This window comes from Rhodococcus sp. WS3 (assembly GCF_003797085.1).
GTDB lineage: Bacteria > Actinomycetota > Actinomycetes > Mycobacteriales > Mycobacteriaceae > Rhodococcus_F > Rhodococcus_F globerula.
Genome location: NZ_RKMA01000001.1, coordinates 714,226 through 731,637, shown reverse-complemented (window position 1 = coordinate 731,637; position 17,412 = coordinate 714,226). Strand labels below are relative to the sequence as shown.

At 60.1% G+C, this 17,412-nt stretch carries 15 protein-coding genes and 2 pseudogenes; 12 read left to right on the top strand and 5 right to left on the bottom strand.

Features of this window, described 5'->3' with window-relative positions; all coding sequences use genetic code 11:
* Nucleotides 1-23 precede the first annotated feature (23 nt).
* Nucleotides 24-878 (top strand): MBL fold metallo-hydrolase, encoded by an 855-nt coding sequence (locus EEB13_RS03325; protein ID WP_141484598.1) that lies wholly within the window; start codon nt 24-26, stop codon nt 876-878.
* Nucleotides 879-2,141: 1,263 nt separating this feature from the next.
* Here EEB13_RS03325 and EEB13_RS03320 read toward each other — a convergent pair.
* Nucleotides 2,142-3,017: an amidohydrolase family protein gene (locus tag EEB13_RS03320; protein WP_141484597.1), complete on the bottom strand. Its 876-nt coding sequence runs from the start codon at nt 3,015-3,017 to the stop codon at nt 2,142-2,144.
* Nucleotides 3,018-3,885: 868 nt separating this feature from the next.
* On the opposite strand from EEB13_RS03320, the gene EEB13_RS03315 reads away from it, so the two are divergent.
* The 11 genes from EEB13_RS03315 (at nt 3,886) to EEB13_RS03265 (ending at nt 15,458) form a co-directional block, all read left to right on the top strand.
* Nucleotides 3,886-4,998: an amidohydrolase family protein gene (locus EEB13_RS03315; protein ID WP_141484596.1), complete on the top strand. Its 1,113-nt coding sequence runs from the start codon at nt 3,886-3,888 to the stop codon at nt 4,996-4,998.
* Nucleotides 4,995-6,026 (top strand): amidohydrolase family protein, encoded by a 1,032-nt coding sequence (locus EEB13_RS03310; RefSeq protein WP_141484595.1) that lies wholly within the window; start codon nt 4,995-4,997, stop codon nt 6,024-6,026. Before EEB13_RS03315 ends, EEB13_RS03310 begins: the two co-directional genes overlap by 4 nt.
* Entirely contained in the window at nt 6,023-6,502 is a 480-nt protein-coding gene (locus EEB13_RS03305; RefSeq protein ID WP_141484594.1) for a Rieske (2Fe-2S) protein, read from the top strand. Before EEB13_RS03310 ends, EEB13_RS03305 begins: the two co-directional genes overlap by 4 nt.
* 212 nt (nt 6,503-6,714) lie before the next feature.
* Entirely contained in the window at nt 6,715-8,361 is a 1,647-nt protein-coding gene (locus tag EEB13_RS03300) for an ABC transporter substrate-binding protein (RefSeq protein ID WP_187328551.1), read from the top strand.
* Nucleotides 8,358-9,410, top strand: a complete 1,053-nt coding sequence (locus EEB13_RS03295) for an ABC transporter permease (protein ID WP_141484592.1) — start codon at nt 8,358-8,360, stop codon at nt 9,408-9,410. The genes EEB13_RS03300 and EEB13_RS03295 overlap by 4 nt, the downstream gene beginning before the upstream one ends.
* Nucleotides 9,407-10,327, top strand: a complete 921-nt coding sequence (locus EEB13_RS03290; RefSeq protein ID WP_222839784.1) for an ABC transporter permease — start codon at nt 9,407-9,409, stop codon at nt 10,325-10,327. Before EEB13_RS03295 ends, EEB13_RS03290 begins: the two co-directional genes overlap by 4 nt.
* The gene (locus tag EEB13_RS31780) at nt 10,324-11,172 is read left to right on the top strand and encodes an ABC transporter ATP-binding protein (RefSeq protein ID WP_141484591.1); all 849 of its coding nucleotides are present in this window, start codon (nt 10,324-10,326) and stop codon (nt 11,170-11,172) included. The genes EEB13_RS03290 and EEB13_RS31780 overlap by 4 nt, the downstream gene beginning before the upstream one ends.
* Entirely contained in the window at nt 11,169-12,068 is a 900-nt protein-coding gene (locus tag EEB13_RS32385; RefSeq protein ID WP_141484590.1) for an ABC transporter ATP-binding protein, read from the top strand. The genes EEB13_RS31780 and EEB13_RS32385 overlap by 4 nt, the downstream gene beginning before the upstream one ends.
* A gap of 200 nt (nt 12,069-12,268) precedes the next feature.
* Complete coding sequence (locus EEB13_RS03275) at nt 12,269-13,753, top strand: aldehyde dehydrogenase family protein (protein WP_141484589.1); 1,485 nt, start codon at nt 12,269-12,271, stop codon at nt 13,751-13,753.
* A 251-nt stretch (nt 13,754-14,004) separates the two neighbouring features.
* On the top strand, nt 14,005-14,199 hold the full coding sequence (locus EEB13_RS03270; RefSeq protein ID WP_141484588.1) for a ferredoxin: 195 nt from the start codon (nt 14,005-14,007) through the stop codon (nt 14,197-14,199).
* 404 nt (nt 14,200-14,603) lie between these two features.
* A complete protein-coding gene (locus tag EEB13_RS03265) occupies nt 14,604-15,458 on the top strand; it encodes a cytochrome P450 (RefSeq protein ID WP_187328482.1) in 855 nt (284 codons plus the stop codon).
* Nucleotides 15,459-16,179: 721 nt separating this feature from the next.
* On the opposite strand, the pseudogene EEB13_RS32380 reads toward EEB13_RS03265, so the two are convergent.
* From EEB13_RS32380 to EEB13_RS03240, 4 genes and pseudogenes are all read right to left on the bottom strand, one after another.
* Nucleotides 16,180-16,377: pseudogene (locus EEB13_RS32380) on the bottom strand (aldehyde dehydrogenase family protein); the annotation flags it as partial.
* Complete coding sequence (locus tag EEB13_RS32375; protein WP_187328481.1) at nt 16,365-16,724, bottom strand: aldehyde dehydrogenase family protein; 360 nt, start codon at nt 16,722-16,724, stop codon at nt 16,365-16,367. The pseudogene EEB13_RS32380 and the gene EEB13_RS32375, both read right to left, overlap by 13 nt.
* A pseudogene (locus tag EEB13_RS03245) lies at nt 16,663-17,003 on the bottom strand (aldehyde dehydrogenase family protein). Before EEB13_RS03245 ends, EEB13_RS32375 begins: the two are co-directional and overlap by 62 nt.
* Nucleotides 17,004-17,205: 202 nt before the next feature.
* Nucleotides 17,206-17,412, bottom strand: a complete 207-nt coding sequence (locus tag EEB13_RS03240) for a hypothetical protein (RefSeq protein WP_141484583.1) — start codon at nt 17,410-17,412, stop codon at nt 17,206-17,208.

Genomic DNA, 17,412 nt, shown 5'->3' with positions numbered 1-17,412 from the left:
GGCGACAAACAAAGGAGATTCCTGTGGACAATGAGATCGGCACCTTTCCGAACGATGCGCGCGAGATCGCCGATGGGATTTGGTGGCTGCCCCAATGCCTTGTGACGCCCGTGAGCGGCGTTGCCACGCACGTACACACCGCGCTGTACCTCATCATCGGATCTGAGCGCACACTGTTGTGGGATACTGGTTTTGGACCTCAGTGGCCGGACATCTCAGATTGCCTTGACAAGATCCTCCAGGGCCGTCAGCTCGACTACATCGCGCCGTCCCACCCCGAGGTGATCCACTGCAGTAACGCCCCGCGGCTGCTGGAGAAGTATCCCGAGGCTCGGCTCGTCGGTGACGTGCGCGACTACCCGTTCTTCTGGCCCGAGTACGCAGATCGCCTCGAACAGCACTCGGTCGGGTCCGAACTTGACCTCGGCGGGCACCGTTTCAAGTTCGTTGACGCTGTGATCAAAGACCTGCCGAGCTCGCAGTGGGGATACGAGTCCTCGCAGCAAGTCTTGTTCGTCGCGGACGGTTTCGCGTACTCGCACCAGCCGCCAGCTGAGGGTGACGACCGCCCCACTCACGCCCCCGGTCAATGCACGCTGCTGTCTAGCGAGCTACCGGGTGAGCCGGGGCCCGATCAGATCGTGTGGATCACGAAAGCAGCGTTGTATTGGACGCGATTCGTGAGTATGGACACGTTCCTCGGTGAGTTCGAGCGCATGCTCGCCGATCACCCCACACGGCTCGTTGCCCCCGCACACGGCGCCGTCATCGACGACATCAACAAGACGCTGTGGACGATTTGGGACGCCCTGCGATTGGCATATTCGCCCGAGATCGGGATCGCAACCGCGGGCGCGACGCTGGCCCAGAAGTCGTGAAAGCGGCTGTCCCGCGAGGCGCGGGACATTAGGAACCGAGGATAAGTCGACCCAATGAGAAAGGGTCGTCGAGTGCGGTCCGGTTGCCTACGTCGAGGCGGTGAGCTGTCACCGCGTAGGCAACCGGCGTTCGAGTGAGCGTTACTCAACGACGACTGGATAGGTGTCGGGGTCGGGGGAGTGACGGCTAGTCGCGCCTGTTTTGGCATTGCGATAGAAGGGATTCGACGAGTTCGTTATCCGGTCCGCTGGTGACGGAATGCGGCTGACGGGTGACTGGTTCACATCGGAAGTTGCAGCGTTCGGAAGATGGCGACCATGCCTAACTGACCGGGTGTTGAGTTCGGGCAGCTATGTGAACAAGTTGAACGCAACTGACTTCGATCCGGCCGCAGATAGGCCGGACGGAGCTCGGCGAGCCTGGTGCTCAGGGTATGGATGGAGCGGTCCCGCCTATGCGTTCGGCGATCACCGTTGCGGGCATCGTGGGACTCGTGAAGCATCACCCGTACGGGGTTCGACGGCGTCCAAGAATCGAATTGGATCGGGCACATTCATATTTCGGTTTACTGTCGGCGACTGACGCCGAGGTCCGTGTTGCGGGATAACTCGCGAGGTTTATCGATTACCAGTACTTTTAGCACCGGGTCTTACGGGGCCGGTGCTCATTTTTTGACGTCCCTCTCAACCATCGGTGTGGAGAGCTTTGCGAATCAGCTTGGGCAAGAAGCGTTTCGCGCACTTCACGTTGCGATGATCCCGGTGGGGCAGCGGGGGCTGTTTGGGCGATGACCACATCGGATCCAGTCGTGTGTCCGTCGCAAGGCTGATCTGCCGATCATCCTTGACTGATGTCCTGTGAGGCTTGATGGGCTTTCTGGTATTTCGCCAGGCTGCATGCTGGGACGTCCGGATCACGATGCACCAGCGGCCTTGAGACGAACGGGGACCTGTGCGCAGTGCCGATCAGCGGCACGCTTATCGTGGATCTGGACGAGTTCGCCAAGCTGAACCTGACCAAGTTTGGCTATTCAGTTCGTCTTTGGGTCCGGTTGCTGGCGTCACAGACAATGTGAAACCCCACGATCCTGTTGCTCACCAACCAGATGGTGCCCTGCCGAAGCTCGCCTCCAGCTGCTGATGCGGCACTCTCACTGCTCTCGGTTCGCCCGCTCCACTACGCCGTTGCGACATCAAGCGCACGTCTCGACTTCAAAACAAACCCATGAACCCTCGAATGATCGCCGGGACGACAACTCACACTCAAATATTGTAGAACCGCTCCGCGTTCTCGGTGAACAACTTCCGCTGCGCCGCTATCCCGAGTCCTTCGGTGGCCGATCGATAGAGGCCAATCAGTTCGTCGAAGCGGCCGTGCGCCGCATCGACGGGGAAGTTGCTGCCAACCATGCAACGGTCTTCACCGAACGACTCGAGACAGTGCTCGATGAACGGTCGTTGAGCCTCCAGGTCGAAAGTGCGCAGCGTCATCGCCAGGCCCGAGATCTTGCAGTGAACGGTCCCGACGGATGCCAGCGCGCTGATCCCCTCGCGCCACGCAGCGACATAGTCAGGATCCCGGGGCTGCATCGGCCAGCCACAGTGCTCGAGTACGAACGGGACATCCGGGTGACGCTCAGCCAACCGCGCAGCATCCGCCATGGACTCATGGTGTGCAACGAGGTCGTACCGGGCGTCCACATCAGCCAGCATTCGTATGTATTCGTCCGCGGCAGAAGTGCCATAGTCGAAGCCAGTCAAGACTCGAACGCCCCGAAAGAGATCGAAGGCAGACTGGGCCGCCAGCTCCGCCTTGCGCTCGCGCGGTGACAGGCCCGGATCGACGCTGCCGACGATCCCGGCAATCATCGGCTCGCCCTCAGCTAGCTTGCTGACCCACGCAATTTCGTGGGTAACGTTCTGTGGGGCAAGGGTGGCTGTTATCCACACGGCTTTGGGGATGTCGATTGCGCGGGCGTCGGCGCGGTAGTCCGCGGGACTGTAGTCGCGCTGAGGCGCAGTGTTGCCATCCGTCCCGAACGCCTTGCGTTGCTTGTCTGACGGACCGACGAAGAAGCCCTGTGACCGGTCCCAGAAATGAACGTGCGAGTCCACGAAGGAATCAGGGTGCAGTGTCATACGCCTCTCCTACTCATCGGTTTGATCGGTTGATGTGCTTATCGGTTTGATCGGTTGATGCTTGCGTTTGCGTTTGCGGAACGGACACGGCTCAGCGTCGAGGACGCAGTCGACCTCGTTTCGAGCCGTTGCGCCATTAAGTATACGGATATTGCAAGAGTGTACGGATATCGCACTGGCACGACCAGGCTGCTTGCATGAGAACTTGCGTGAAAACGGCGGGTCGATCCAGTCGCGATCGTGGACGACATGCTGGAACTAACGAGTGATCAGCTGACAGCACCGTCGACGAACTGACGATATTTGCATGCAGGGTCGTGATCGCTACCGTCGCCCAACTGGTGAATGACACCAGTGACGAGCACCTTGCAACTGTAACGACTGAATACATACTGCTGCAGCGGTATTGAGTGAGAGTCAGGGATCGATCGATGGTAGCCGACGCCAGCGGCGATGGACATACCCGCGTGACCGGACTGCCCACAACGCTTAGTGCTGACCACCGCGTAACCCGGTCGGCCGCACAATCGTCGGGGCGAGCGGCGAGATCGCAAGTTTATGTCGAGGGGGCGAATACGCCTTGGTGTCGATGAGGTGGCTGCAAGGTTTTTGTGACCACTGTTGCGCGGCAAGCGCATTGAATGGCACAGTGTCCGAAATCACCCAGCCTTACGACATCTCGTTCATGGATTGACCACAACGTCGTCCGCTAGACCGCAACAGCCGAATGGGAAGAGTCTCTGGGATGTGGCGACGAAGTTCAGTTCAAAGCAGTGAATTCCTCGGTGGCAGGCCTATTGCAACCGGGTTTTTAAAAGAGTAGCCTTAATTTACCGCAGCCCCGGGAGGGGTGAGAGAGGATGGCTCGATGATCACCGAAGTGGACGTGCTGAGCGTCGCTGACACAGCTCGTACCAAGGATGTCACGCTTGTGGACGTTGACATCCATCCGAGAATGACACCGGCTAACCTCGTCAACTGGTTGCCGGAACGGTGGGCGAGGCACGTGGAACGCTATGGGCTCCGCGCACCGGCGATCAGGGACCGATACCCGCGCCCGCGCAACAAAGGGGTGCGGGCCGACTCCTGGCCCGAGAACGGATTTCCTGGCACCAATTATGATCTCCTGCGCAAGCAGCTACTTGACGAGCACCAGATCGACTTCGGCATCATGCTCGTTCTGGACACGCTCGATTCCGGCTACGAGCGGCCGCCGCTCGACGCAGCGATCAGCCAGGCCGTGAACGATTGGATGGCCGCTGAATGGTTGGATCGCGACGATCGGTTGCGGGGTAGCATCGCGGTGCCGATCGAAAATCCCGAACTCGCAGTGAAAGAGATCGAGCGCGTGTCAGCCGACAAACGCTTCGTTCAAATCCTGCTCCCTGCGTCTGCGCAGGAATCGGCTGGCTCTCCGAAATACTGGCCAGTTTACCGGGCGGCCGCCGAGCGTGGCCTTCCAGTCGCGTTCCATACTGGTGGGTACAACGATCATGGCGGCACCGGCCGACCGTCGTTCTACCTGGAAGAGCATGCAGGTTACGGCGTGATCATGCAGATCCTGCTGACTAGCCTTGTTTGTGAAGGAACCTTCGCTGCGATCCCTGACTTAAAGGTCGCCCTCGTGGAGGGCGGCGCCTTGTGGTTGGCAGCGCTGAAATGGCGACTCGATGATGCTTGGCTGCAGCTACGCGACGAGATGCCCGAGCTCGAGCGGCTGCCATCGGAGTACATCCGGGAACATGTCTGGTTAGACACGCAGCCAATGGAGGAACCCGACGATCCCCGGCACTTCCTGCAGGCTCTCGAGCAGGCAGGACTCGAAGATCGCCTTATGTTCGCGACCGACTACCCGCACTGGGACTTTGATTCGCCGGCAAGCTCGCTCCCACGCGGGCTGAGCAAGGATCAGCGTAGAAAACTACTTGCGGGCAACGCAATTGAGTTGTACAGCCTGCCGAGCAAGGTGGCTCGCCGATGACCACTACGACCATTACCGCCGCTGTGGACTGCGATCTTCACGTCGCACCGCCAAGCTTCAACAAAGTGCTGCCGTATCTCGACTCGTACTGGAAGTCCTACATCGACGACTCAACAGTCGGCTTGTCGCACCCGGCCTACCCGCTCGGTGCTGCCACCACTGGCGGCGCACCAGCAGGAAGCTATGACCAGCTCGCCCCCGTGCTGAACGCAGCGAACCCTCATCGCGCGATACTCAATTGTTTGGCGCTCGACGGCGTGCATCGCAACCCCTATTACGCGGCAGCCATGGCGACAGCCGTCAATGACTGGGTGCGCGACGAGTTTCTCGTGCGTGACGAGCGTCTCCGAGCCAGTATCGCCGTGTCGACATTGGATATCCCGGCTGCTGTGAAGGAGGTCGAGCGCCTCGCTGGCGATGGTCGCTTTGCGCAGATCCTGCTGCCGGTCCGAGCTGATGTCCCCTATGGAAACCGCTTGTACCATCCGCTGTACGCGGTGGCGCAAGAGCACGGATTCCCGATCGCGTTGCATGCGTGGGGACGCGGCGGTAAAGCACCGTCCATGCCTGGTGTGACGGCGACTTACCTCGAGGACTATGCCTCGAATGCGCACATCGCGCAGGTTCAGATGATGAGTTTTGTGGCAGAGGGAGTCTTCTCGAAATTCCCTCAGCTCAAGGTGGTGTTCATGGAGTGTGGGTTCTCGTGGCTGCCACCACAGTTGTGGCGGTTCGACAAGGATTGGAAGGGTGTCTGGCGCGAAGTTCCTTGGGTGAAGGAACGCCCGTCGGAGTACGTCCGGCGCCATATGCGTTTCACGACCGAGCCAGCGCAGCTGCCGCGGGATCCACGCCAGATTGCGCAGCTCGTGGAGATGGTTGGGCCTGAGCTGCTCATGTATGCGTCAGATTATCCACATGACCACGGCGACGGATTTGAGCGATTGCTCGCCGCGTTGAGCGACGAGGATGCGGAGTCGGTTCTGCGCGGCACGGCCGCAGCGTTCTATGGAGATCTGATCGCATGAAGGCCGTGGTGTGTCATGTCAAGGATCTCCCGGTCAACGAGCGCAAGATCGTTACGGTCGGCTCGCGCTCGATCGGTGTCTTCAACATCGACGGCGAGTACTACGCGATCAGTAACCGTTGCCCGCACCAGGGTGGACCATTATGCCTAGGGCGACAGTTTTCGTGGGCGGAGTCCGACGTGCCAGGTGAGGTGGAGGTGGAGGAAGCGTCACCTCAGTTCGTTGCATGCCCCTGGCATGGGTGGGAGTACGACGTCAAAACTGGCCAGTCTTTTATGGGGCCGGCGGAGGTCCGGGTCAAGGCGTACGACGTCGCCGTTGCCAACGGTGCCGCGCTCAGCGAAGGTGTCGCTCACGCTGAAGAACAGCGGGTTTCGGACGCCACGGCCCGCGCTGCCGGCCGTGAGCCGGGTCCTTATGTCGCAGAGACGTTCAGTGTCCATGTAGAGGCGGATTACGTCGTCATTGAGATCTGAGCTAGGTCGATGCATGACCTGGACAACGAGTCACGATGTCACTGCCGGCCCTCGGCGGTGAGCTGAGCTAGGTCGATGCATGCCCTCGACAACGATGTCACGACGTCACTGCCGGCCCTCGGCGGTGAGCTGAGCTAGGTCGTTGCATGCCCTCGACAACGATGTCACGACGTACTGCCGGCCTTCGGCGGTGCGCTGAGAAAGGGATTTCCATGACCGATCACATGCCGTCCGAGCTTGCCCCCCTGGTGAGTTCGGTGTCACGGCGCAACTTTATCTTCGGCCTCGGCGCCGCGGGTGTGGCTGTCGCTCTTGCTGGCTGCGGTAGCGGCGGCGCTAGCGTCGACGGCGCTACCGCCGACGGACCCCCACAGCCTGGGGGCACTTTCATCGTTGGCACTACTCAGGTGGTCGCGCACGCGAACCCGGCCATTGGCGGTGGTTCCGGTCCTATGATAGTCGGCGCTCAGATATTCGCCGGACTCGTGCTCACCGGTGACGATTTCAGCCCTCAACCGTATTTGGCCGAGTCGTGGGAGTTCAGCCCGGACTACCGATCGCTGACCTTCAAGATCCGTAGCGGCGCGACCTTCCACGATGGCAAGCCGGTCACTTCGGAGGACGTTGCGTTCTCCATCTTGGCTTCCAAGAAATACAACAGCTATAAATCCATGTTCGAGACGGTGACCGACGTCGAAGCGCCGGATGCGACCACGGTGATCATTCGGCTCTCCGTTCCGAATGCGGCGTTGCTGGCCTGCCTCACTCCCGCAACTGCGCCTATCCTGCCGAAGCACATCTACGGAGACGGACAGGATCTGCGAAACCATCCCCGCAATACCCAGGATGTAATCGGGTCGGGGCCCTTCCGGCTGACCACGTTTGAACCTCGGACCGAGATCCGCATGGCGAGGTACGACAATTTCTTCCTGCCGGACCGCCCCTTCGTTGACGAAGTCGTCTACCGGCCTGATCCGAGCGGCACCACGATCCTCCTACAGCTGCAGCAGGGCGAGATCCACAGCTTGCGGACCGCCGACTCGGTGTCGCTGCAGCAGTTGCGGGCTCAGCCGACAATTGAAGTCGCAGATAAGGGCATGCAGGCGATCTCCGGCGTCGGCGTCGTCGCTGTCAACATGGAGAACCAGTATTTGAAGAATCCGCAGGTCCGTCAGGCCATCGCGCACGCGATGGACCGGCGTTACATCCTGGAACAGGTACTGGGCGGAGAAGCGGCCAATGCCGACAGCGTTCTCGCGCCGATCGACCAGTTCCACTCCGATAACGTCACGAAGTATCCGTATGACGTCGCCAAGGCAAAGGAATTACTGGCAGCTGCCGGCTACCCGAACGGTTTCTCAATCCGAATCGACTACCTTCCGTCCGTTCGAGAGTTCTGTGGGAGCATGGCGGAGTACATGAAGGAAGCGCTCAAGGACGTAGGCATCACGGCTACCGTCATCGCGTCTCCCGACCTCGCCGCAGTCGCCCCGCGTGTCGTTTCCGGTGATTTCGACATGTACCTGCTCCTGAACCTGGGTTACGGGGACCCAGTGGTCGGTGTTCACTCGCTTTACGAGAGCGCAGGAATCGGGGAAAGCTACCCTGGGAACGTCTCCCGTTACCGGAGCCCGGAGGTTGACGAGCTGCTTGTGCAGGCGAGCCAGGAAATGGATCTGGCGCAGCGCAAGGAGATTTACGCCAAATTCCAGAAGATAGTCTCCGATGACTTGCCCGTCATCCCTTACGCGCAGTACCGACCGCGCAACGCTTACATCCCGGCCGTGGTCCGTAACCCCAACCTTGGTGTTTGGGAGGGGCTGGCACCTTACAAGGATGTCTGGGTGACCGCCCCATGACACTACTGTCCGCGACCGCTGGTGGTCGCACGGGGATCTTGCAGTCAGCGACTGTCGGCCGCGTAGGGAACCTGTTACGCATCGTACTTGGGCGGGTCGTACGAGCCGCATCGTTGATGCTGGCTGTCATCGTTGTGACATTTTTGCTGCTTTCGCTCGCTCCGGGCGATCCGACGGCGGCGATCGGCGGGGATGCAGGTGTTCGTGACGCCGCGACCGCGGAAGCGATTCGGGCTGAGTACGGCCTAGACCGGCCGTTGATCGTACAGATCGGCACCTATGCCAGCCGTATACTGCACGGTGATTTCGGGCAGTCGTTCGTGCTCAATGAGCCGGTGTGGAGCGCGATTGCACCGCGGATCGGGCCGACTTTGCTGCTGTCGGGGGTGGCGCTCGTGGCTGCTGTAGTAGCCGGTACGTTGCTGGGTGTCTTCACCGCCCGGCGCCCGCGCAAGCTCATCTCGCATGTGGTGACTGTGGTATCAATCGTGGGATTTGCGATGCCGTCCTTCTGGATCGGTCTCATGTTGATCATCCTGTTCGCGGTGACGTTTCCGATTTTTCCGATCGGAGGCATGAATTCGACGATGGTTGGTAGCGGGTTCTTCGAGCAGGCAGCCGATACGCTGTGGCACCTGGTGTTGCCCGCTTTCACCCTGGGCGTGATCTATCTCGCTCAGTACAGCCGATTGTCGAGGGCAAGCATGCTGGAAGTCCTCGGATCCGACTACGTGCGCACAGCACATGCAAAAGGCCTCGCACCCAGGATTGTCGTGTATAAGCACGCGCTGCGCAACGCGCTTATCCCAATCGTGACGGTCGTAGGCACCCAATTCGGTCATCTACTATCCGGCGCGGTAGTGGTGGAGGTCGTGTTCAACTGGCCTGGTTTGGGCGGTCTGGCCTACCAATCCATCCAACAGCGCGACACTCCGCTTCTTCTTGGCATTCTGCTGCTTTCAGCAGCATTCGTGTTGGTGGCCAACATCATGACCGATCTCATATATCGGATCATCGACCCGAGAATCCGAATCCGGAGGACAAAGTGACTCAGAGCGCAAGCACGCAGGCAACACTGCCGCTGCCGCCGAATCCCGAACCCCCGCAAGAAAAAGCGCTTGAGACAGGCAAGCCAACCACGGCATGGGCGCTCTTCCGCCGCAACCGTGCAGCAATGTTCGGACTGATTGTACTGACCTTCATTGTGCTTATGACGCTCGTCGGGCCGTTCGTCTATCCCCAGGATCCATTCGAGTCAGTGGGTGCACGGTTTCAGCCGCCAGGCTCACCGGGTGCTCCACTCGGCACGGACTATCTTGGCCGGGACGGCCTCGCCGGCATCATTCACGGTGGCATGACGACGTTGCTCGTCGGACTATTTGCAGCGGTGATGACTCTACTGATCGGCGTGGGGATCGGCGCGGTTGCCGGCTATGTCGGCGGCCGGGTCGACTCGGCTCTGATGAGCTTCACAGAGTTGTTCCAGGTAATTCCGGCGACGTTGTTCGCGATGGTTGTCCTGACCCTTTACGGGTCGTCCAATGTTGTCGTGGCGATTGTAATGGCGTGTGTGCTGTGGACGGGCACTGCTCGGCTCGCGCGCAGTGAATTCCTTCGGCTGAAGAACTTCGAGTTCATCCGGGCACAGCGCAGCCTCGGTGCCAGCGATCTGCGAATCATCCTTCGCACCGTTCTTCCGAATGCGCTGCCCACCTTGATGATTAATGCGACGATGATCGTTGGTGTTGCGATCCTCCTGCAGGCGGCGTTGAGTTTTCTCGGGCTCGCCAACCCTAATGTATTCACCTGGGGAATGATGATCGGAAATAGTCGACCGTATCTGACGGTGGCCTGGTGGACGATCACTTTCCCCGGTTTGGCTATTTTCTTGACAGTCCTCAGTGTCAGCTTGGTCGGTGACGGGTTGCAAGACGCGTGGAATCCGAAACTTAAGGAGCGGCGATGAGCTTGCTCTCAGTTCGCAACCTAACCGTCCGGTTTGCTGGTTTCACTGCAGTCGACGACGTCTCCTTCGACGTCGCTGATGGTGAAACGGTGGCTCTCGTCGGCGAGTCAGGTTCCGGAAAGTCGGTCACTGCGCTGGCCGTGATGGGGCTCGTCGGGCTCACCAGCATCGGTAAAGTCACGTCGGGCGAGATCATGCTCGCTGGATCGACGGGTGGCTCACCATCGATCGACCTGGCAACAGCGCCGGAACGGGTTATGCGCAGGATTCGAGGAAACCAGGTCGCGATGATCTTCCAAGAACCGCTATCTGCGCTGAATCCGCTTTTCACCATTGGCAATCAAGCTTCAGAGACGATCCAGGTTCACCGGGGACAGGACCGTAAGGCTGCCAGAATGCGGGTGCTCGAGCTGTTCGACCTTGTGCGTATTCCGGACGCTGTTCGCCGCTACGACCAGTACCCTCATGAGCTTTCCGGGGGAATGCGTCAACGCGCCATGATTGCAATGGCACTTGCCTGTGATCCGCAGTTGCTCATTGCAGATGAGCCGACCACCGCCTTGGACGTCACAATTCAAGCGCAGGTTCTAGCCCTGATCAAACATGTCCAGGCGGAGCTTGGTACTGCAGTCCTGTTCATCACGCATGACATGGCTGTGGTGGCTGAAATCGCGGATCAGGTTATCGTCATGCAGAATTCGCGCATTGTCGAGAAGGCCGGGGTGTTCGAACTGTTCGAGGCACCCCAACACCCTTACACGCGGGCCTTGCTCAATGCCGTTCCACGTCTCGGCGCGCACAGCGCTATCGGCTCCGTTCCGTCTACGATGGTGACTCCACAATGAATGCTCTCGTCGAAGTTCGAGGTCTAACGAAACAGTTCCCCCACGCTCAAGGTGCCCGCGTGCACGCGGTTGAAAACGTCTCGCTGACGATCAACCGCAAGGAAACGCTCGCTGTGGTTGGAGAGAGTGGATGTGGAAAATCGACTCTCGCCAACCTGATAATGCGTCTCGATCGGCCCACAAGCGGCAGCATTGAGGTCGACGGTACCGACATCTCGTCGCTGTCTCAGAGTCGCCTGCGTCCGCATCGGCGCAAGATGCAGATGGTCTTCCAAGATCCGTTCTCGAGTCTCGATCCGCGCCGTAGAGCAGGGGACGCGGTAGAGGATCCACTCCGTATCCACAAAGTCGGTACCGCCGAGAGTCGCGCGGAAAAGGTGCGGTCGCTGTTCGAGCTCGTGCGCCTGACACCCGAACACAGGGAAAACTACCCACACCAGTTCTCGGGGGGGCAGCGCCAGCGCGTCTGCATCGCTCGAGCCCTTGCCCTCGAGCCTCAGCTTATCGTTGCTGATGAGGCGGTTTCCGCCCTCGATGTGTCCGTCCAGGCAAGCGTTCTCGACCTCATGGTCGACCTGCAGGATCGTCTCGGGCTTAGTTACCTGTTCATCAGCCACGACTTGGCAATCGTTGAACAGATCAGCCATCGGGTCGCGGTGATGTACCTGGGTCAGGTCGTTGAGCTCGGCAGTCGTGACCAGGTATTCAGTGATCCGCGCCACCCCTACACTCGCAAGCTGCTCGACGCTGCTCCGATTGCCGATCCGCATCGGCGCCGAGCACACAAGCTGCAGGGAGGAGAAGTACCCAGTCCAGTGTGGGCCAAGGGCACTGCGCCCGAGCATGTGGTTCACGACGAGGTCGCTCCAGGGCATTTTGTAGCCCAAACGCCTTGAGCGGCAGCAAGTTACCTGAGTAAGGACCGTTCGGCATTGCGATCGAGCGCTACCGACGGATTGGGCGAGTGAAGCCACCAGGAGGCTTTCGCCTGTGTCCAGGAGGAACATCCGATGATTGCCATGATGAGTTCGTATACCTGTCAGACCAGACTGCGGGTTCGTGGTTTCTGTAGTTATACGTCTGTGAGGAAGCGGAAATGACGACAACATTCACCAATACCAACAGGTTCTTCATCGGTGGTGACTGGGTCGACCCGATGAACCCGTCCGGGGAGATCGAGGTACTCAATCCCGCGACGGAAGAGGTTATCGCAGTCGTCCCGGAGGCATCCGCCGCTGATGCCGGCCGAGCAGTCACGGCGGCGCGCAAGGCTTTTGACCACGGTCCGTGGCCGCGCATGCAACCCCGCGAGCGGGCCAAGCTGCTCCTGCGCATGGCTGAGCGAATGGAGGCCCGTAAGGCCGAGATCCTTGATCTTCTGGTGGCTGAGGCGGGGTCACCGCGGAGGGTCGTGGAGTCGCTGCACTGGCAGACCTGCTTCGACCATTTCGTCGATTTGGCGGAGCGCGTCGTTTCTGGTCACCAGGTGGTGCGAGGGATTCCGCCGGTTGTCGGCAAGGGGATTGGCCAGGGCGTTGTGATGGACGACCCGGCCGGTGTGGCGACCCTCATCACCGCCTTCAATTTTCCGTTCCACCTGAACCTGATGAAGATCGGGCCTGCGCTCGGCGCCGGGTGCACTGCGGTGCTGAAGCCCTCGGAGCTGACTCCGCTGAGCGGTCTGATTCTGGGCGAGATCGCGGCAGAGGCCGGGCTGCCCGACGGCGTACTCAACGTTGTGGCCGGCGGTCCGGAGGCTGGCCGAGAGCTCACCGTCAATCCCGGTGTCGACCTCGTCAGCTTTACTGGGTCTGGGGCCGTCGGGAAGCTGATTGTCCGGCTGGGCGCGGAGACCCTCAAACGCGTCGTTCTCGAACTCGGCGGAAAGTCGGCGAGTATCGTTTTCGCGGATGCTGACCTGGATGCTGCGGCGCGGGCGGTGGTGTCGAACATGACGCTGCACAGCGGGCAGGCTTGCATCCTGCACACCCGCACCCTAGTCGAGAAGGCGGTGCACGACGACTTGGTCGAGCGGGTAGTCAAGCTGCTCCGCGAGATGCGGCTGGGAGATCCTGCCGACCCCGACACCACGATGGGCCCGCTGATCAGCGATATGCAGCGGACCAGGGTGCTCGGCTATCTGGACTCGGGCCGAGAGCAGGGCGGCGACATCGCGTTCGGCGGCGGCGTACCAGCTGGGCTGTCGCGCGGATTCTACGTGGAGCCGACCCTGTTCACAGGCTGTTCGAATGACATGAAGATCTCGCAGGAGGAGATCTTCGGCCCGGTCGGGGTCGTGATCCCGTTCGACGGCGCGGAACAAGCGGTAACGCTGGCCAACGACACGAAGTTCGGCCTCGGCGCCGGTGTCTGGTCGCGAGACGCCCGGAAGGCCTACGACATTGCCAGGCAGATGAGGGCCGGGCTTGTCCAGGTGAACGGGGGGATGGGCGGCGCGACCCCGTTCGGTCCTTACGGCGGGTTCAAGGAGAGCGGGATCGGTCGTGAGTTCGGCGAGTTCGGCTTCCGTGAGTACCTCGAGTCCAAGACGATCGGCTGGCCGGCCATCGCGCCGTGGTGAGAGAACTCGGTCGCGTGTCGACGATCCATTCTCGTTGGTCTGTCGCGAACGAGAATCACAAATACCAGAAGGCGACGCTCTTCCAGCGATGAGGTTCTGCGAAGTGACTGCAGGACAATAACTTTCGTCAGGGCGAGAAGTTATACCACCAACGGCAACATGCCCAGGTGTGACCACAAGATATGTGCCCGTGACTCCACGCGGAGTCACCCGGGTGTGTGTCAGATTCAAAACGAAAGGACCGAAACCTTATGCGAGTGGAAGTTGATGCGGACCGATGCCAGGGGCATACCCTCTGCGCGCTCGCCGCTCCGAATGTGTTCGAACTTGATGATATTGACGGGCATTCCAGCGTGCCGGATCAGAGCGTTGTCAGCGAGTTCGCGTCGGAAGTACGGACAGCTGTCGCCACCTGCCCTGAGCGGGCAATTAGGATCGAGGACTGATGAACACAGAGAGTCGCGAGGAAATGCGGGTCGATAGCGATTTCGACCACTATTCACCTGAGTACGCGAAGAATCCTCACGAGGTTGAGCATGACATGCGGCAGAAATGTCCTGTGGCATGGACAGAGCGCCACGGCGGTTTCTGGGCCGTAACCAGCTACGCTGCTTTTCAGGAAACGTTGCAAGACCGTACGCTCTGCTCATCGGAGAAGTTCGACGCAGACGGAAACGCGGTTGGCGGAGTAGTCATTCCGCCCTTCCCAGGCTCTCGGATGATTCCCGACGAGACGGACCCACCTGAGTGGAATATGTACCGTAGTTTGGTGAGTCCGTCGTTTGCGCCCGCCGCAATTGAGCGGCGGAGAGCTAAGATCGAGGCCTTCGCGACGGAAACAGTTAACAGCGTGATCGAAACAGGCTCAACTGACTTCGCCGCAGATATCGCGAGTCCGGTCACCGCTCTCATCACACTCGACATTCTCGGGCTCCCGCTCAGTGACTGGGACACCTACGCCGGGCCAATTCGCCGGAATTCGGTCGATGACGTTTCGACGAAAGGCGTCGAAATCAGTGAACGGATCTATCCGCTCCTCGCCGAGACCGTGGCGGCGCGACGGATCACACCGGGGACAGGCCTCGTCGACGAACTGATTGCGGCTCGTCCCAATGGCGAAGCACTTTCCGACGAAACAGTTGTCGACATGATCTGGCAGCTTCTTGTCGGCGGGTTTAACACCACCTCGGCACTGCTCTCGTGGTCAATCTACTACCTTGATCAACATCGGGAGCAACACCAGCAGCTCATCGATGACGACCAATTCCTGCGCATCGCGACCGAGGAATTCGTCCGGTGGTCGAGTCCCGTCAATACGCTTGCAAGAACAGTGGTCCGAGATGTCGAGATCGAGGGCCAGCAGATTTCGGCGGGTGACCGGATGTTGTTCATTTTCGGCGCGGCGAATCGTGACCCGGAGGTGTTCGATGCGCCGGATGACGTTCAGCTGGATCGCTTCCCGAATCGACATTTCGGCTGGGGTACGGGAATCCATCGTTGCTTGGGCTCCAATTTGGCACGGTTGGTATTTCAGGAGACGCTTCGACAGACGCTCAAGCGTATGCCGGACTTTACGGTCGACCAGGAAAATATCCAGCGCGAACCGGATCGAGCCGGCGGTAACGGCTGGGTGAGCCTGCCACTCCGATTCACGCCTGGTCCGCGCGTGAACACGGAATACGCGTTTCTCAGTGAGTTCTTCTAGTCGAAACTACTCGGATTATGCCCGTCCTCGCCTTGCTTCCTAATGGAAGCGACCGGCGGGGCATGGCATTGCGGGGCCGCGCAGCTACGTCTGGGGGTTCGGGCAGGCTGATTTCCGAGCGCGATTCATTAGATCCGGTGCTCGCGCCGGAAATCCGTCCGAAGTCGGGTTGACGGGTGGTAGGGCGGATTTCCGGTGCGGGACACCAGAGTACGATCGAGCATCGGCGCATGCCACGGCCCTATTCCCCTCGGAACGACATGCGCTCCGTCGTTGTCCCGTCATGGAAATTAGGCCGAACCATGTCGTGATAGACCTGGACACCACTGGATCGGTCCTGCGTGAGGATCGCTCGCCGACAGTGAGGACTACCTCCCGCCGGTGCAGCGGTTCTCTGGCGCAGAGCGGAAATGCCGGGGCCAGAGGCTCCGACTGCGAAGATTCCGACAGTCATCAGAACATAGAGAATCAGCACGGATCGGCTCGCGCGAGACGAACCATGCCAGCGCGAGCACGAATACCGGATAGATGTGCACAAGAACCACCGCGGCTGGGACGCCAGTACTGCGGACTGTCTCGAGTAAACCAGAATCTGCAAACCGAAGATCGGACTGCAGATGAAAGTCATTCCAAGACTTGCCTTTCGGGGCAACCCGCAGCGCCGGCCAGTGGCTGTGGTGAACGTTAGGTTGATGTCAACCTCGCTGGAGTCCAAACGTGCTCAGACAGCCAGTGCGCGATCGCGATCAGTGGCCCAGACCGCACCGGCGAGTCCGTAGATGCTGTGACTGGCTGCAGCGACCGCGTCGTCGTCGCCCTCGTACTGGAGCACTACCAGTACCGGTCCGAATATCTCTTCTTGCACAATTGGATCCGCTCGATCCACGTCGCTGAGAACCGTGGGCTTCACAAATGCCCGCGTTCGCTGATCCGTTCGCTACCACCGGTGATCAACCGCGGGCCCCGAGCGAGGGCATCGCCTATCGAAGCGCGATGGCGAGCCGAGATGACTAGCCCCAGCTGCGTGTGGCGATCGAGCGGATCGCCGAGGACCATCGATCCAGCACATACACCGGCGATCTCAAGTGCACTCTCGCAACTACTGTGCGGGACCAAAAGTCGCGTCCATGTACTGGACGTCTGACCGCTGTTGAGCATTGCTGATGCCACACTTGCGGATACTGCAGCCTCGAGATCGGCGTCGTTAAGGATGATGCTGGCCGATCTTCCTACAGAGTTCGAGGCAAGAGCGCTTGAGCCGTTCACCAGCACTACGACCCACCTGCCTGCCTGCCGTGGTGGAACCGGTGAACGAAACTACGTTCACATCGGGGTGTTCGGTGATCGCCGGTCCGAGCGCCGAACCTGGTCCGGGAACGAGGTTGAATACTCCTGGGGCAATTCAGTCCGCAGTAGCGCATCACAGAACAGGTAGGTGGTCAACGGTGTCAGTTCGGCCGGTTTGATCACCGCGGTACAACCGGCAGCAAGTGCTGCACCGACTTTCGCGACGAGCGGGTAGTTCCAGGGTGTAAGTGCACCCACCACTCCGGCGGGTCGTCGCACAACGGTTGAATTGCCGACCGTATAGGAGAGGGGTTCCTTCGCGAGCGAGTCGTGCAAAGGATCCGATCAATTGGATGGCGAGGTCGACGTCAGATTTCTCGGCCACGGAGGCGCACCGACCTCGGCGACAGTAGTGTCGATCAACAGTTGGCGATCGGCTGTCAGCTGTTCGTGCAGTGCGTCAGGGCATCGGCGCGTTCGTTCGAAGTGTTGCGCCCCGGAGGATTCCGTAACTATGTGCCGAGCGAACAGCGGCATCGATGTGTGGGGCTGTACAGGCTCCAAAATGGCCGATGATCTCTTCGGTAGCGGGATTCGGCACCCCGGTGACCTGATCGCTGCGATGCCATCTACCGTCGATCAGGACGGTATTGCGTGTCCAGAGCAT